The following is a 16380-nucleotide window of genomic DNA, read 5'->3' as shown; positions in this document are numbered from 1 at the left end:
GTTCCCGCCCCAGCACTCTCGAAGGAGGTCAGAGGATGCAAGGCGACGCCCAGACCGGGCCCGGCACCCCGAGCGGTGCCCAGGGCTCGACCAGGCAGACAGGCTTCGCCGGTGCCGAGGCCATCGTCGGCCACGACCTGCCGCCGGGTCCCGGCGCGCCCGCTGGTCGGCGCTACCCCGCAGGCCAGCCGGGCCGTAGCGGATTCCCCGCCCGGCGAACCGACGACGGGCCGCCGCCCGAACCGCAGCCGGTGCACACAGCGCTGATGTGTGTGGCGCTGCCCGGACTCGTGATCTCGGAAGAGCACGGACAGCTGACCGGGCACGGCATAAACGGGTTCTACCGCGACGGGCGGCGAGTGCTGGCCCGCTGTCTGTTACGGATCGGCGGGCGGGAACCACTTCCCGTGCAGGGGCGGCTGCTCTCGGCGCACTCCGCCCGCTTCGTCGCCACGGTCCGCGGCCTGGGGGACCACGGGCCGGACCCCGCGGTCAGTGTCGAGCGGCTGCGGTCCGCCGACGGCCGCGAGCGCGTCACCGTGCGCAGTCACGCCGTCCGCTCCGTACGGCTGCCGTTGGAGCTGGTCCTGGGGACGGACCTCGCCGAGCTGGCGGCGGCCGCCACCGGCCGAGCCGGTCGGGAACTCAAGGCCAGCGTCTGCGGCTTGGGGCTGCGATGGTCCGCGGACACCGTCCATGCCGTCGTCGCGGCGGACCCCGCACCGCAGGACTTGCTGGCCGCCACCGGGCTGCTGCGGTGGGAGATGGAGCTGGGCCCCGGCGCTTCCAAGACCGTCGAGCTGCGGGTCCGGCTGGAGCGGTCGGCGACAGCGGGGCAGCGGCGGCCGGTGCGGGTCCGGCACGAACGGCCCGCACTCCTGCGGCCATCGCCCAGCCTCCTCGTGCCCGGCCCGCGCGCGGACAGTACGGGCCAGTCCTGGCGGACAGCGCGAGCCGAGTGCGATGACCCCAGGGCCGAGACCTTGCTGCGCACCAGCCTTGATGATTTGGGGGCGCTGCTGGTGCGCGATCCCGACCAGCCGGCTGACTGCCATCTCGCGGCGGGAGTGCCGTGGCGTTGCGGCCTCGCTCCCGCCGAATCCCTGTGGGCGGCCCGTATGACGCTGCCGCTGGGCACCGGGCTCGCCGCGGGCACCCTCCGCACCCTCGCCCGTCGCCACCTCACCGACGGAAGCACGGATACGGGGCGGATCGCTGGTGCGCTGCGCCACTCGGGGCCCCGACTCCCGCCCGGTTGTACGGGAGTGGAGGCCACCCTCCTGTTTCCCGTAGTGCTCGCCGAAGCACGCCGCTGGGGTCTGCCCGAGCGAGAAGTGGAGCCACTGATGCCGGCGGCGGAGCGCTGCCTGCGGTGGCTGCTGAAGAGTGCGGGGCCCAACGGGTATCTGCCGGACCCGGCGCCGGGCGGCCCGTACCGCTGTGAGACGCAGGCGCACGCTCACCGGGCCGCGGTGCTCGGCGCTGATCTCCTGCGGGCGTTCGGCCACGCGGAGACCGATCGCTGGGAGGAATGGGCACAGCGGCTGCGGGGCGGCTTCCCAGCGGACTTCTGGGTGGAGGACCACGCTGGTGGGCGCCCGGCGGCGGCAATCACGCCCGAAGGGCGGCCGGTTCCGTATCTGGGCAGCTCCAGCGCCCATCTCCTCGACACCGGTCTGCTCGGGGACGGGGAGTTCGCCCCCGGGTTGCTGGACCCTGAACTGACCGGGGAACTGGCCCGGCGCCTGGCCGAGCCGGCTCTCGACTCCGGCTGGGGGCTGCGCGGCCTCGGCATCAAGGAACCGGAGTACAACCCGTTCGGACACCGCAGCGGCGCGGTGCGGGTGCATGAGACGGCGGTGGCCGTCGGCGGGCTCGCCGCCGCGGGGCACGCGCGTGAGGCGGGCGCGCTGCTGCTCGGCGTCCTCGGCGCCGCGGAGGCGTTCGGCTATCGCCTGCCGGAGATGTACGCGGGGGAGCAGCGCCGCGCGGGCGGTGTACCGGCGCCGCACCCCGCGGCCTGCCGCCCGGCCGCTGTCGCCGCGGCGAGCGGCGTGCAGCTCCTCACCTCACTCGCGGGTGTCAGGCCCGATGTGCCGGCAGGGACCGTCGCCGTGCGGCCCCTGCCCACCGCGCCTCTCGGACCGTCGCAGTTCACCGGACTGCGCGTGGCGGAGCAGCCGTTTTCCGTCCGGGTCAGCAAGCTCGGCCTCGGCATGGTTGAGGAAGCCGCCGACGGACTGCAGTTGGGGGTGTGACGTGGGGGGATGGGCCGATGGGGCGCGTGGGCTGAGGGCGGCGATCTCAGCGGTGCTGAGATGGACGCTGACGGGGCTGCGCAAGAGCCTTTTTATCGTCAAGCAGACGACTATGATCCCCTCATGCCCTACGACCCGTCGGCCTTTCCGCCCTTCGCCGTCACTGTCGATCTGGTCGTGCTCACCGTGCGGCGGCACGCGCTGTGCGCCCTCGCCGTCCGTCGCGGTGAGCCGCCCTTCCAGGGACGTTGGGCGCTACCTGGTGGCTTCGTACGGGCCGACGAGGACCTGGCGGTGGCCGCCGCGCGCGAGCTGGTGGAGGAGACGGGCCTGCTCGCTCAGGAGCCGACGGTTCCCGCGCCGCCCAACTGCGCGCACCTCGAACAGCTGGCGACGTACGGAGACCCGAAGCGTGACCCCAGGATGCGCGTGGTCAGCGTCGCGCATCTCGTCCTCGCCCCCGACCTGCCCGCCCCGCGTGCGGGCGGTGACGCGCACAGCGCGCGCTGGGCCCCTGTGGACTCGCTGCTGGACCAGGACGCGGCGTTCGGACGTGAGGAGGGGCAGGCCGACCCCCTCGCCTTCGATCACGCGCGCATCCTCGCGGACGGCGTGGAGCGAGCCCGTTCGAAGATCGAATACTCCTCGCTCGCCACCGCCTTCTGCCCGCAGGAGTTCACCGTCGGCGAGCTGCGCCGGGTGTACGAGGCGGTGTGGGGGGTGGCGTTGGACCCCCGCAACTTCCACCGCAAGGTGACCGGCACGCCGGGCTTCCTGGTGCCCACGGGAGGAACGACGACGCGGCAGGGCGGTCGGCCCGCGCAGCTGTTCCGGGCTGGGGGAGCGACGGTGCTCAACCCGCCGATGCTGCGCCCCGAGGTATGACACGGCGGCGGCACGCGCATCATATGTGCGCTGAAAATAGGACAGATCGGGTTACCTTTCTGCGGTAGCCCCTGTCCCTCACGCTCCGCTGAGCGGTCTCACGCCCCCGCGAGAGAAGTCATGATCCAGGCCATCGGGCTGACCAGCGCCCCCCGCCGTAACCAGCCGCCCGCCGTCGACGACCTCACCTTCGAAGCCCGTCCCGGCCATGTCACCGCCCTGCTCGGTGCCCCGGGCGCGGGGAAGAGCGGCGCGCTGCGTCTGCTGCTGCAACTGGAGTCCGGCCGCGGTCTCGCCCTCTTCCGGGGGCGCCCGCTCCACAGCGTGCCGCACCCCGCCCGTGAGGTCGGTGTGCTGCTCGGTGACGTCCCGGGGCATCCCGGCCGCACCGCGCGGAGCCACCTCCGGATGCTTTCCGCGGCAGCCGGGGTGCCTGCCGCCCGCGCTGATGAGGTGCTCGAACTGGTGGGCCTCAGTGGCCTCGCCGACCAGCGGCTCGGCGACTACTCGCGCGGCATGGACCGGCGGCTCGGCCTGGCGGCGGCCCTCTTGGGCGACCCGCACTCGCTCGTCCTCGACGAGCCCGCCCGCGGGCTGTCGCCTCGCGAGACCGCCTGGCTGAACGGGCTGTTGCGGGGCTACGTGGCGCAGGGCGGCGCCGTACTCGTCACTGCGAGCGACCCCAAGGGGATCGACAAGCTGGCCGACCGGGTCGTGGCCATCGAGAGCGGCCGGCTGGTCGCCGACCAGCCGGCCGCCGACTTCGTCCGCACTCGCCTGCGGCCGCGCGTCGCCGTGCGCTCCCCGCTGGCGGACCGTCTCAGCGTTCTCCTCACTCAGGAGGCGCGGTCGGCGGGCGAGCACGTCGAGGTGGTGCGGGAAGAGGGCGGCCGTATCTCGGTCTACGGCAGCAGCTGCGCGGCCGTGGGCGAGATCGCCTACCGCCACGGCATCCTCGTGCACCGGCTCGCTGACGAGGTCGTCGACTCGGGACCAGTGGCCCCGCTCAACCGGGCCGACGGGCGTCGCCACACCCCTGCGCCGCCTCCCGGCCAGCCGGCCCAGCTGACCCAAGCCGGGGTCGCGCCGCCGCAGCACGAGAACGGTCAGGGCGGTGGCCTGCCCCTCCCCGTCGGTGCGGCCGGCTGGGGCGCTTCCCTCGGCCGGGACGGCCCGGTCCACGCGTCGCGGGAAGCGGACGGCAGCCCGTGGCCGACACCGGCGGACGAGCCAGCCCCGGAGCCCCAGACGGTGCCCGCCTCGCGGGCCCTCGCGCTGCCCCGGTTTCCGCCGCCGGGCCCGGCCTGGCCCGTGCGCTACGAACTCCGCCGCGCCAGCGGGATTCGCACCGCCTGGTACGTGGTCGTCGTGACGTTCGCGGCCTCCCTCGCCGCCGCCGTGCTGCTCGCGCGTACCGGCGCGGGAGCGCCCAGACTGCTGGCCGGGTGGCCGGACGCGCTGCCGCTGCCACCGGTCGCCGTGGGTGCCGGGCTGCTCGGCGCCCTCGCCTTCGGCCAGGAATACCGCTACCCGGCGCTGGCCCCGACGCAGGGCGCGGCCCCGCGCCGGCTCGCCCTGCTGGCGGCGAAGGCGCTGGTCTGGTCCTGGGTCGCTGTGCTGCTCGCACTGCTGGTCGTCTTCGTCAACGGCCCGGCGCTGTGGCTGCTGTTCGGCGCTGACGCGGCTCCGCTGCCCAGCGGCTGGCCCGCACTGCTGGCCGGCTGGTGCGCGCTCGCGGCCGGGTGTACCTGGGCCGGGCTGCTCGCCGCTGCGGTCTTCCGGTCCACCCTCGCGGGCTTCGCCGCCGCGCTCGCCGTGCCCATCCTGATGCTTCCGCTGGTGCGGCGGGCGCTCGATGAGCCGTCGGCGCGGTCGGTCATCGGGATGCCCGAGCGGCTGCGGTCGGCCGCGCTGGTCGAATGGCCGGCGGAATCGGACCGGGGTGTGGCGCTCGCGGTGCGGCTGGTGGCTCAGCCCGTCGGGCAGGTGATGGTGCTGTCGATCGCCGTGCTGCTGTGCGCCTACGCGCTCACCGCGCTGCGTGGCCGACCGAGACCGGGACGGGTCGTACGAGCCCAGCGTGCGAAGTGACACGGTCAGAAGGTGCGCCGGAGTACGGGTGTGGGCAGCGACCACGAGGGCGCGTAGGGGGCGTGGGAAGTGGCCGCAACTTCGCGCAGCCCGCTCACTTCTGTCCGATTGGACGTCAATTGTGAGGTAATGCGCGATCACCCTTTCGTGTGCTTTTCACCAAAGACCTTAAGGGCTCTGGGGGCGTCGCCGACAAAGGATGCGTGAGTACCCTTGCGCACACCACCACGACCGCGGCTCGCCCCGTCGATTCCGGCCTCGCAGGCTCGGGCGAGCTTGACCGCTACCCCTACGCCGAGGCTCCCGGCGCCGATCGCGTGGCCGCCCCGTCCTGGGACGCCGCCGACGCGGAGCTGGGCCGAGTGGGCCGGCGCTCGGCCAGCAGCCGCGGCCGCGGCCTGCACGGCCAACTCGTCCAACAGCTCGGACAAATGATCGTCTCAGGAGATCTGGGCGCCGATCGCCCACTCGTGCCGGAGGAGATCGGCCAGCGATTCGAGGTCTCCCGCACCGTCGTGCGGGAATCTCTTCGCGTCCTGGAGGCCAAGGGCCTGGTCAGCGCCCGGCCCAACGTCGGCACGCGAGTCCGGCCCGTCAGCGACTGGAACCTTCTCGACCCGGACATCATCGAGTGGCGGGCCTTCGGCCCGCAGCGAGACGACCAGCGCCGGGAGCTGTGCCAGCTGCGCTGGACCATCGAGCCCCTCGCCGCGCGGCTCGCCGCCGGACACGGCCGCGAGGACGCCCAGCAGCGGCTCGCCGAGGTCGTCGAGATCATGAGCCACGCCCTGGGGCAGGGGGACGCCCTCACCTTCTCCCGGGCCGACGCGGAGTTCCACACGGTGCTGCTGCAGATCGCGGGCAACCGGATGCTGGAGCACCTGGCGGGCATCGTCGCCGCCGCGCTCCATGTCTCCGGCGGACCGGTCATCGGGTGTGACCGGGCCACCGAGGCGGGTGTCGGCCAGCACCGCCGGATCATCGACGCGGTCGGGTCGGGGGACGGGGCGGGCGCGGAAGCGGCGATGTGCCAACTGCTCACGGTCCACCCCGAGGTCGACCGCGTGGTCCCCGCGCCCCGCGAGCACTGAGCTCGGCCGCAGACGGAACGGATGCTGACCTCGCCTCGGGCGAGCGGCGGCGTCGCCGAACCCTGGTCGGGCGACCGAAACCGACCGCTGGGTTCGGCGACGCGTCATGATCTGTCCCCTTGGGTGCGGTTTGCGGCCGGTATGGGGTGTGACTCGGGCCACGAGGATTGGGCGTAACACTCTTTGAGGCAGCGCGATGACTAAAGAGGTGGTAGCCGCTGAAGGAATACGGACGTCGTTCACGACGCTGTTGCCCTTCGCACTTCCACCCGCGCCGCCGGTTCATCCTTGCCGGTGGTCGTCGGCTCCGGTCCGCCACGGACGGAGCCGGAAGCCGTTTCCATCGTTCCGAGAGGTTGTTCGTGTCGGCCAGCACATCCCGTACGCTCCCGTCGGAGATCGCCGAATCCGAGTCTGTCATGGCGCTCATCGAGCGGGGAAAGGCTGAGGGGCAGATCGCCGGCGACGACGTGCGTCGGGCCTTCGAGGCTGACCAGATTCCGCCAACCCAGTGGAAGAATGTTCTGCGCAGCCTCAACCAGGTCCTCGACGAGGAGGGTGTGACGCTGATGGTCAGTGCCGCAGAGGCGCCCAAGCGCACCCGCAAGAGCGTCGCAGCGAAGAGCCCCGCGAAGCGCACCGCCACCAAGACGGTCGCCGCCAAGACAGTCGCGGCCAAGAAGGCCACCGCCGCGGCGACGGCCTCGTCGGCCGAGGCCGACGAGAGCATGACCGACGAGGTCACCCCCGCGAAGAGGGCCGTCGCCAAGAAGACCGTGGCCAAGAAGACGGTGGCGAAGAAGGCCACCGCGAAGAAGGCCACCGCCAAGAAGACCGCGTCCAAGAAGGACGCGGACGAGCTGATCGACGGCGATGAGTCGGGCGATGAGCCGCAGACCCCGGCGGCGGGTAAGACCGAAGGCGGAGAGGGAGAGCCCGAGAACCAGGGCTTCGTCCTCTCCGACGATGACGAGGATGACGCCCCGGCCCAGCAGGTCGCCGCCGCGGGTGCCACCGCCGACCCGGTCAAGGACTACCTCAAGCAGATCGGCAAGGTCCCCCTCCTCAACGCCGAGCAGGAGGTCGAGCTCGCCAAGCGGATCGAGGCGGGCCTGTTCGCCGAGGACAAGCTGGCCAACGCCGACAAGCTGGCGCCGAAGCTCAAGCGCGAGCTGGAGATCATCGCTGAGGACGGTCGCCGCGCCAAGAACCACCTCCTTGAGGCCAACCTCCGGCTCGTCGTCTCGCTCGCCAAGCGCTACACCGGTCGCGGCATGCTCTTCCTGGACCTCATCCAGGAGGGCAACCTCGGTCTGATCCGCGCGGTCGAGAAGTTCGACTACACCAAGGGTTACAAGTTCTCGACGTACGCGACCTGGTGGATTCGCCAGGCGATCACCCGCGCTATGGCCGACCAGGCCCGCACCATCCGTATTCCGGTGCACATGGTCGAGGTCATCAACAAGCTCGCGCGGGTGCAGCGGCAGATGCTCCAGGATCTGGGCCGCGAGCCCACCCCGGAGGAGCTGGCCAAGGAACTCGACATGACCCCGGAGAAGGTCATCGAGGTCCAGAAGTACGGTCGCGAGCCGATCTCCCTGCACACGCCGCTGGGCGAGGACGGGGACAGCGAGTTCGGTGACCTGATCGAGGACTCCGAGGCGGTCGTGCCCGCCGACGCGGTCAGCTTCACGCTTCTGCAGGAGCAGCTGCACTCTGTCCTCGACACGCTCAGCGAGCGTGAGGCGGGCGTGGTCTCCATGCGCTTCGGTCTCACGGACGGCCAGCCGAAGACACTGGACGAGATCGGCAAGGTCTACGGCGTGACGCGTGAGCGCATCCGGCAGATCGAGTCGAAGACGATGTCGAAGCTACGCCATCCCTCCCGTTCGCAGGTGCTGCGGGACTACCTGGACTGACCGGCCCCGCACGTTGGGCCTTCGGAGGCCGGGGCCGCTCTGGGCGATCCCGGCCTCCGTGCTGTCCGGATGCGGTGAGCGCCCGTCTGGGTGACTCTTGGCGCACAGCTCGCTCCGCTAGGTCAGGAGGCCGCATGCGTACTCTGCTCTCTCGGCTGTACACCCCGTTGCTCGCGGCGCTCGCGTGGGCGCTGGTGGTGCCAGGGTCGGCGGTCGCGGACGGCATCGTTATCGGTGGTCATCCCGTAGAGGCCAAGGACGCGCCATGGGTAGTGGCGCTGAGCAGCCGTGACCGGTTCGGCGGCACCCGCTCAGGTCAGTTCTGTGGCGGGGTGGTGGTCTCCCGCACCACGGTGATCACGGCAGCACACTGCATGAGCCGTGAAGTGCTCGGCGTGGACCGCAGCGCGGTCGGGGACCTGCGCGCGATCGTCGGCCGCGGGGACCTGGGCGGGAACGAGGGCGAGGAGGTCCCGCTGCGCAAGGTGTGGGCCAACCCGGAATACAACCCGAAGACGAACGCCGGGGACATCGCGGTGCTGACGCTGGAGCGGGCGGTGCCCGCCGAGCGCGTGCTCCCGATGGCGAAGAGGGGGGACCGGGCCTACCAGCCCGGGATCAAGGCGATGGTGTACGGCTGGGGGGACACGGACGGCAAGGGCAGCTACTCGGCCAAGCTGATGGCGGCCGGGGTCCAGGTGCTCGACGACAAGCGCTGCGAGCGGGCCTACCCGGGCAGCGCGGAGGGCACCTACGAGGCCCGCACCATGCTGTGCGCGGGGGAGCCGCGCGGCGGGCGGGACGCCTGCCAGGGCGACAGCGGCGGGCCTCTGGTGGCCCGGGGCCGTCTGGTCGGACTCGTCTCGTGGGGAAGTGGATGCGCGCAGCCGGGCAGCCCCGGGGTGTACACCCGGGTCTCGGCGGTGGCGCCGCTGGTGGACCGGCACGGCTGATTTCAGCCAGATCTCACGCCAGATCGCGCCGTGCGGATACGAGGCGGGCGGTCGCCCCTGAACTGGGGTGACCGCCCATCGCCGGCCTTAGCCGGTCCTCGCTCGTCGTGGATGCGTCGCGTGTCAGCGTTCCTCTTCGGACGCGGACGCGGACGCCGGGGCAGCGGTCAGCCGCTCCGTCTCATCCTGTATTTCCGCGGCGATCTTCTTGAGTTCTGGCTCGAACTTGCGTCCGTGGTGGGCGCAGAAGAGCAGTTCACCACCGCTCGTCAGAACGACGCGCAGGTATGCCTGGGCGCCGCAGCGGTCGCAGCGGTCAGCGGCCGTCAGCGGGCTCGCGGGGGTCAGAACAGTAGTCACGTCGCCTCTTCTCTAGCTCGACGAGCTGTCGTACCAGGGTCAACATCCAACCAGGCCGAAAACGTTCCCGCAGGTGGCTTTTCCTCGAAACTTTCTTCCGAGTCGGCCGGATGATGACGGTTGGCGGCGAATGAGCCGTATTGCGCTGGCTTACGGATTCACGTCGCTTGTCGGTCTTGTCCCGCCGGCTGGATTGCCGGTTGTTCTTCAGGACGTGCCCGGAGCCTAAATGGTTCATGCCTCGAAGGGAACGTGATGTACGCGTCACCCCATCGAGGGATCGAACGTACGAGCGACCCTGGACTAGCATGGGCGTTCTCACGGGTGGCTGCACAAAGGCTCTACCAGGCCTCTGTACGCTTCTGGCGGCGACCCAGCCACCCTGTGCCCGTCCCAGGGCCAGCCTGAAATTCAGCGAGGAGCGAACCGCGTGACCGCCGAGATGTCTGTGCCGTCCACTGCGCTGCTGACCGGAGCAGACCGGGGCGGCTCCAACTACACCGCGCGGCACCTGCTCGTCCTTGAAGGGCTTGAAGCGGTGCGCAAGCGTCCGGGCATGTATATCGGCTCGACGGACAGCCGCGGCCTGCTGCACTGCCTGTGGGAGATCATCGACAATTCGGTCGATGAGGCGCTCGGCGGCTACTGCGACCGCATCGAGGTCGTCCTGCATGAGGACGGCTCGGTGGAGGTCAAGGACAACGGGCGCGGCATCCCCGTCGATGTCGAGCCCAAGACCGGCCTCTCGGGTGTTGAGGTCGTGATGACCAAGCTGCACGCGGGCGGCAAGTTCGGCGGCGGCTCGTACGCGGCTTCCGGCGGGCTCCACGGCGTCGGCGCCTCCGTGGTCAACGCCCTGTCCGCGCGGCTCGACGTCGAGGTCGACAGGAACGGGTCCACCCACGCCATCAGCTTCCGGCGCGGGGTCCCCGGCATCTTCACCGAATCGGGCCCGGACAGCCCGTTCGACCCGGCGAACGGGCTGCGCAAGGTCAAGCGCGTTCCCAAGGCCCGCACCGGGACCCGCGTGCGGTACTGGGCGGACCGGCAGATCTTCCTCAAGGACGCCAAGCTCTCCCTGGAGACCCTGTACGGCCGCGCCCGGCAGACGGCCTTCCTCGTGCCCGGTCTGACCCTCGTCGTCCGGGACGAGCGGGGCCTGGATGACGAGAAGCCGGTCGAGGAGACCTTCCGCTACGACGGCGGGATCAGCGAGTTCTGCGAGTACCTCGCGCAGGACAAGGCAGTCTGCGATGTGCTGCGACTGACCGGTCAGGGCTCCTTCAAGGAGACCGTGCCCGTGCTGGACGACCGGGGCCACATGACGCCCACGGAGGTCACCCGGGAGCTGGCGGTCGACATCGCCCTGCGCTGGGGCACCGGCTACGACGCCACCGTGAAGTCCTTCGTCAACATCATCGCCACCCCCAAGGGCGGGACCCACGTCTCCGGTTTCGAGCGGTCCCTCGCCAAGACCGTCAACGAGGCGCTGCGCTCGGCGAAGGTGCTGCGGGTCTCCGAGGACGACGTGGTCAAGGACGACGCCATGGAGGGGCTCACAGCGGTCGTCACGGTCCGGCTGGCCGAGCCGCAGTTCGAGGGCCAGACCAAGGAGGTGCTGGGCACATCGGCGGCCTCCAGGATCGTCGCCAATGTCGTCGCCAAGGAGCTCAAGGCGTTCCTCGGCTCCACCAAGCGGGATGCCAAGCAGCAGGCGAGGGCCGTGCTGGACAAGGTGGTCGCCGCGGCCCGTACGCGGATCGCGGCCCGGCAGCACAAGGACGCGCAGCGCCGGAAGACCGCCCTGGAGTCCTCCTCGCTGCCGGCGAAGCTCGCGGACTGCCGCAGCGACGCCGTGGACCGCAGTGAGCTGTTCATCGTCGAGGGCGACTCCGCGCTCGGGACCGCCAAGCTCGCGCGGAACTCGGAGTTCCAGGCGCTGCTGCCGATTCGCGGCAAGATCCTCAATGTCCAGAAGTCCTCGGTGACGGACATGCTGAAGAACGCCGAGTGCGGAGCCATCATCCAGGTCATAGGGGCGGGCTCCGGCCGCACCTTCGATATCGACCAGGCGCGCTACGGCAAGGTCATCTTCCTCGCGGACGCCGATGTGGACGGGGCGCACATCCGCTGCCTCCTGCTCACGCTCTTCCAGCGCTATATGCGTCCCATGGTCGAGCAGGGCCGGGTCTTCTCCGCCGTGCCGCCGCTGCACCGGGTGGAGCTGACGCAGCCCAAGAAGGGCCAGGACAAGTACATCTACACCTACTCCGACGAGGAGCTGCGGCAGACGCTGCTGGAGCTGGAGCGCAAGAAGGTCCGCTACAAGGACGGCATCCAGCGCTACAAGGGCCTGGGCGAGATGGACGCCGACCAGCTCGCCGAGACCACCATGGACCCGCGCTTCCGTACCCTGCGCCGGATCAACATCAGCGATCTGGAAGCGGCCGAGCGGGCTTTCGACCTCCTCATGGGGAACGAGGTCGCGCCCCGCAAGGAATTCATCACGAGCTCGGCCGCGACGCTGGACCGCTCCCGGATCGACGCCTAGGCGCTTTCCCGCCGGTCCAGGGGGTGGCCCAGTGGCCGGTCCAGCGGGAGCGGGCCGGTCGCCGGGCACCGTGCGGGCCGGTGGGGGAGCGGGGTCACGGTGTGTGCCAGATGTACCGGTGCTCGGGGCGGCCGGTCTCGCCGTAGCGCAGGCTCAGGCGCACCCGGCCCGCCCTCTCCAGCAGCTTCAGATAGCGCTGCGCGGTCTGTCTGCTGAGCTGGGACCGCTCGGCCACCTCCTGGGCCGACAGCGGGCCCTCAGCGCCGCGCAGCACCTCGCGTACGAGATCGGCGGTGAGCACGGAGTGGCCCTTGGGGAGCTCGGCGGGGCCAGCCGAGGCGCCACCGAGGGCGCCGAAGATGCGGTCCACCCGGTCCTGCCCGGCTTCGCCGCCGCTGTCGAGGGCGCGCCGTAGCGCCGCGTAGCCGTCGAGCTTGACGCGCAGTCCGGCGAACGTGAACGGCTTGACCAGGTACTGCAGCGCTCCGTGCCGCATGGCCGCCTGCACGGTCGCGATGTCGCGCGCGGCGGTCACCATGATCACGTCGGTGTGGTGGCCCAGCTCGCGCAGCCGCCGGACCAGGGCGAGCCCGGTCTCATCCGGAAGGTAGTGATCCAGGAGTACGAGGTCGACCGGGGTGCTTTCGACGACTGCCAGCGCGGCGGCGGCGGTGTGCGCGCGGCCCACGACCGTGAAACCGGGGACCTTCGCGACGTACGCGGCGTTGATCTCGGCCACGCGGACGTCATCGTCCACGACCAGCACGTTGATCACTGCGTCGGTCATCGCGGCTCCTCGGTGAGTGCGTCGGGGAGGACGACGGTGAATTCGGCTCCGCCGCCCACGTGTTCGGCGACCCGCGCGCTGCCGCCCTGGCGTTCGGAGAGCCGGCGGACGAGCGCGAGGCCGATGCCGCGTTTGCCGTGGGCCGGTGGCTCTTTGGTGGACCAGCCCTCGGTGAAGACCATTTCCCGCTGGTCAGCGGGGACGCCCGGGCCGGTGTCAGTGACCCGCAGGACCAGCTCGCGCCCCTGGGCGTGCAGTGCGATCTCCACCCAGGCGTTGCTCGCCGCCGGTGCCGCGTCCAGCGCGTTGTCGACGAGGTTCCCGACGATCGTGACGAGCCCTGGGGGGTCCACGACGCGGTCGGGCAGCCAGGTGCCTTCGGCGATGCGCAGGGACACCCCGCGTTCGGCTGCGACCGTGGCCTTGCCGACCAGCAGCGCGGCGAGCAGCGCGTCGTGGACGCGTTCGGTGACCTGCTCGGCGGTGGCCCGGTGCACGCCGACGACCTCGGTGATGAACTCCCCCGCCTCCTCGTACAGGCCGAGTTCGAGCAGTCCCAGGAGGGTGTGCAGCCGGTTGGCGTGTTCGTGGTCCTGGGCGCGCAGCGCGTCGATCAGGCCGCGCGTGCCGTCCAGCTCGCGGCCGAGGCGTTCCAGTTCGGTGCGGTCCCTGAGGGTGGCGACCGCGCCGCCGTCGTCGGTGGGCATGCGGTTGGCGACCAGGACCCGGCCGCCGCTGACGGTCAGCAGGTCGGCGCCGGTGACCCGGCCGGCGAGCACCTCGGTCGTACGGCCCGGTGGCAGCGCGTCGTCCAGGGGGCGACCGGTGTCCTCCGCGCGCAGGTCGAGCAGGCGCTGAGCCTCGTCGTTGATGAGGCGGATGCGTCCCCGCTCGTCGAGGGCGAGTACGCCTTCGCGGATGCCGTGCAGCATCGCCTCACGTTCGGCGAGCAGCGCCGAGATGTCGGAGAAGGCCAGGTCGTGGGTGCGGCGCTGGAGCCTGCGGGAGACGAGGTAGGCGGCGAGCGCGCCCACGGCCAGCGCGCCACCGGCGTAGGCGAGCAGCCCGGGTACCGCGGCGAGCAGCCGGTCCTGGACGTTCTCGTACGCGATGCCGACGGAGACGGCGCCCACGATCCGCCCGTGCTCGTCGCGCAGCGGGACCTTGCCCCGGGCCGAACGGCCGAGGGTGCCCTTGTCGATCTGCATGACCTCGTGGCCGGCGAGGGCCTCGCTGGGGTCGGTGGAGACGCGCTTGCCGATCTGGCCGGGCGAGGTGTGGGACCAGCGCACACCGCGCTCGTCCATGATCACGATGTATTCCGCGCCGGTCGAGCGGCGGATGCGTTCGGCCTCGGCCTGGACCGGGCCGTGCGGGGAGGGGCGCGTGGTCAGCAGCTCGTTGTCCAGCTGGGGCCGTGCGGCGGTGGTCTGCGCGATGGCGAGCGCACGGCGCATGGCCTGGTCGTCCAGCTGTGAGCTGAGCGGAGCGAGGAAGAGTCCGGTGGCGAGCGCGGTGACGCCGGTGGCGATGGCCAGCTGCATCAGCAGCACCTGTGAGAAGACGCGCCGGGGCCAGCCGATCCGCATCCGTCCCCCTCTGCTTCGTCCCCCGTCGCCGCTGGGGCGCCGCCCGGTGCGGCCGGGCGGAGCCTGCCCTTCCGTTTCGCTCATGGGTACGAACGTAAGGGGTGATGGTGCCCGTGCCGCGCTCGGTGAGGTTTTTGATGTCCGTTCTAGCGTGAGCAAAAGGCGCGCAACAGGGGGCCAGGCCCGTTTCGGCCCCGAAGTCCTGACCGGTACTGCCTGGCCGGGGCGGCTTTGGGGGCTTTCCTGTGGCGGCGGCAGCGGAGACCCGTTCCTGTCCCCGTCCCCGTGCGCTGTGCCGCGGGTGGGTACCAGGCCGTCCCTGTCCGCGGTGTGGACGTACGGCGTGACATGCCCCCGCGGTGGCCAACGGATGCGGGGGCCGCCGAGGTGCGGGGTGGTGGAGGTCGGCTGGGCACGGCCGTCACGGCGACTGAAGCGGCACTGGGGCGCACGCCCGGGCCAGTCGGCACAACTACCGGGCCCCCTCGGGTTTCCCCGCCTACGCGCCCCCGGTGGGGCTTTCCCGCCCGGCGCGCGCCGTCAGTCCGGCGGGCTCACCGGATCGACGGCGATGACCCGCATCCGGGCCGGGCTGCCGAGCGCGGCCCCGCAGCTCTCGGGGCGAGGAGGCTCGGAAGCGGCCCGGGCGACGACCACCCGCCACGCGCGCCCGTCCCGGTGGGTGACCGTCACCGTCCAGCCGGGCACCGCCGCCTCCGGCGCCAGCGCTGCCGCCCTGCCCGGTGTCTCCGGTGTCTCCGCCTGCTCGGCGGTCAGCGGCCGGGCGTGCGCCTGCGGGGTGGGCGGCGCGGTATGGGGGCCCCGCCACTCCGGGGAGAGGCAGTCCGGGACCCCGGCGCTGTCGGAGATCGTCAGCGCGTCCGCCCGGTTCTCGCCGGTCAGTTCCCGCACGGCCAGGTCGGCGGCTTGCCCCGGCCGGTCCCACGCGGACCGGCCGCGCGAGCCCTCGGTCGTGATGCGGCCGCCCCGCGCCGAAGCGAGGACGTCCTTGACAGCGTGCGCTGAGGCGCGGCCGTAGGCGTACCCGTACGGCAGCACCAGCAGGGTGGGGGAGAAGCGGTGCCCACCGATGTGCGTGATCTCCCAGACCACGGCTCCGCCGCTGGCCAGTTCGGCGGCGAGCGGGCGGCCGAGCAGCGCGCAGCAGCGGTCGCGCTTGCCGTTGGTGCAGACGAAGGCGATCGGCTCGCCTTGATACGGGACCCAGCGCGGGCCCGCGCCGGAGTGCGGCCCGGGAGCGGCTGATGGGCGAGCGCCGGGCCCGGGACGCTCGCGCCCGACGGGCTGGTGCGCTGGGTCCGGCACGGTCGTCACCAGGTGTTTCGCGGGTTCCAGGCCGCGTAGGTCGCCCGCGCCCAGGGCCGTGAAGTCCATGCCGAGCAGGACGGAGGGGTCGGTGAGCTCTGTCGTACGCATCCACGAGCGGCCGGGCAGTGTGTGTGCGACGAACACCCGCTGCGGGGTCCGGCCATGGCAGTCGGCGTGCCGACCGGGGCGCCGGATGAGGGCGACGCGGACGCCGGTGCCCTCGGCCGCCCGCTCCAGCGCGCCGCCCACGCCCGGGCCGAGATGGCTGGCGGTGAGGGCCTTGGCGCCCCAGGGGCCGGGCTGCTCGATCAGAACCCAGGTCCGGGCGGTGGCCGCGGTCCCCGCGAGGGGTTCGGCCAGCTCCCGTGAACGGGTGGCACAGGTGCTCACACAGGTGAGCCTAACCTGATCGACGCCTTCGTCACGGGCGAGCTGAGGCGACTGGCTGCTTTGTGGCCATGGGGCTCGCGGGGTGAGGTAAAGGGCGCGCGGGGCTCGGTCGACGGGCGCGTCGGTGCGGGCGCGGAGCCGGGTGGAGGCACCAGCGCGCAGGACAGCCCCGCTGTT

General features: G+C 71.8%; 11 protein-coding genes. 7 read left to right on the top strand and 4 right to left on the bottom strand.

What is annotated here, in order from left to right:
• The first annotated feature begins 266 nt into the window (after positions 1–266).
• The 6 genes from AC5P1B_RS25725 to AC5P1B_RS25700 all read left to right on the top strand — a co-directional run bounded on the left by AC5P1B_RS25725 (position 267) and on the right by AC5P1B_RS25700 (position 9197).
• Entirely contained in the window at positions 267–2258 is a 1992-nt protein-coding gene (locus tag AC5P1B_RS25725; protein ID WP_493890091.1) for a glycogen debranching N-terminal domain-containing protein, read from the top strand.
• Positions 2259–2381: 123 nt separating this feature from the next.
• Positions 2382–3143 carry an NUDIX hydrolase gene (locus AC5P1B_RS25720; RefSeq protein WP_493890040.1) on the top strand — a complete coding sequence of 254 codons (762 nt, stop codon included), beginning with the start codon at positions 2382–2384 and terminating at the stop codon, positions 3141–3143.
• A 120-nt stretch (positions 3144–3263) separates the two neighbouring features.
• Positions 3264–5234 carry an ATP-binding cassette domain-containing protein gene (locus AC5P1B_RS25715; RefSeq protein ID WP_493890039.1) on the top strand — a complete coding sequence of 657 codons (1971 nt, stop codon included), beginning with the start codon at positions 3264–3266 and terminating at the stop codon, positions 5232–5234.
• A gap of 203 nt (positions 5235–5437) precedes the next feature.
• Complete coding sequence (locus AC5P1B_RS25710) at positions 5438–6325, top strand: FadR/GntR family transcriptional regulator (RefSeq protein ID WP_493890038.1); 888 nt, start codon at positions 5438–5440, stop codon at positions 6323–6325.
• 356 nt (positions 6326–6681) lie between these two features.
• Complete coding sequence (locus AC5P1B_RS25705) at positions 6682–8244, top strand: RNA polymerase sigma factor (RefSeq protein WP_493890037.1); 1563 nt, start codon at positions 6682–6684, stop codon at positions 8242–8244.
• A 134-nt stretch (positions 8245–8378) separates the two neighbouring features.
• The gene (locus AC5P1B_RS25700) at positions 8379–9197 is read left to right on the top strand and encodes a S1 family peptidase (RefSeq protein WP_493890036.1); all 819 of its coding nucleotides are present in this window, start codon (positions 8379–8381) and stop codon (positions 9195–9197) included.
• A gap of 123 nt (positions 9198–9320) precedes the next feature.
• Here the strand turns inward: AC5P1B_RS25700 and AC5P1B_RS25695 are convergent, their stop codons facing one another.
• Positions 9321–9557, bottom strand: a complete 237-nt coding sequence (locus tag AC5P1B_RS25695; RefSeq protein WP_493890035.1) for a DUF7455 domain-containing protein — start codon at positions 9555–9557, stop codon at positions 9321–9323.
• Positions 9558–9987: 430 nt separating this feature from the next.
• Between AC5P1B_RS25695 and AC5P1B_RS25690 the strand changes: the two genes are divergently transcribed.
• Positions 9988–12108: a DNA gyrase/topoisomerase IV subunit B gene (locus AC5P1B_RS25690; protein WP_493890033.1), complete on the top strand. Its 2121-nt coding sequence runs from the start codon at positions 9988–9990 to the stop codon at positions 12106–12108.
• Between the two features lie 94 nt (positions 12109–12202).
• Here the strand turns inward: AC5P1B_RS25690 and AC5P1B_RS25685 are convergent, their stop codons facing one another.
• The 3 genes from AC5P1B_RS25685 to AC5P1B_RS25675 all read right to left on the bottom strand — a co-directional run bounded on the left by AC5P1B_RS25685 (position 12203) and on the right by AC5P1B_RS25675 (position 16203).
• Positions 12203–12895 (bottom strand): response regulator, encoded by a 693-nt coding sequence (locus tag AC5P1B_RS25685; RefSeq protein WP_493890031.1) that lies wholly within the window; start codon positions 12893–12895, stop codon positions 12203–12205.
• On the bottom strand, positions 12892–14484 hold the full coding sequence (locus tag AC5P1B_RS25680) for an ATP-binding protein (RefSeq protein ID WP_493890090.1): 1593 nt from the start codon (positions 14482–14484) through the stop codon (positions 12892–12894). Before AC5P1B_RS25680 ends, AC5P1B_RS25685 begins: the two co-directional genes overlap by 4 nt.
• A 540-nt stretch (positions 14485–15024) precedes the next feature.
• Entirely contained in the window at positions 15025–16203 is a 1179-nt protein-coding gene (locus AC5P1B_RS25675) for a ferredoxin family protein (protein WP_493890029.1), read from the bottom strand.
• Between the last annotated feature and the right edge of the window lie 177 nt (positions 16204–16380).

The organism is Streptomyces sp. A01, assembly GCF_059026195.1.
The sequence above is the reverse complement of the archived record's forward strand: the minus strand, read 5'-3'. Positions and strand labels throughout refer to the sequence as shown.

Coding starts and splice junctions, on each gene's coding strand:
- AC5P1B_RS25725 (WP_493890091.1), top strand. CDS start 267: ATGTGTGTGGCGCTGCCCGGACTCGTGATCTCGGAAGAGCACGGACAG.
- AC5P1B_RS25720 (WP_493890040.1), top strand. CDS start 2,382: ATGCCCTACGACCCGTCGGCCTTTCCGCCCTTCGCCGTCACTGTCGAT.
- AC5P1B_RS25715 (WP_493890039.1), top strand. CDS start 3,264: ATGATCCAGGCCATCGGGCTGACCAGCGCCCCCCGCCGTAACCAGCCG.
- AC5P1B_RS25700 (WP_493890036.1), top strand. CDS start 8,379: ATGCGTACTCTGCTCTCTCGGCTGTACACCCCGTTGCTCGCGGCGCTC.
- AC5P1B_RS25685 (WP_493890031.1), bottom strand. CDS start 12,895: ATGACCGACGCAGTGATCAACGTGCTGGTCGTGGACGATGACGTCCGC.
- AC5P1B_RS25680 (WP_493890090.1), bottom strand. CDS start 14,484: ATGCGGATCGGCTGGCCCCGGCGCGTCTTCTCACAGGTGCTGCTGATG.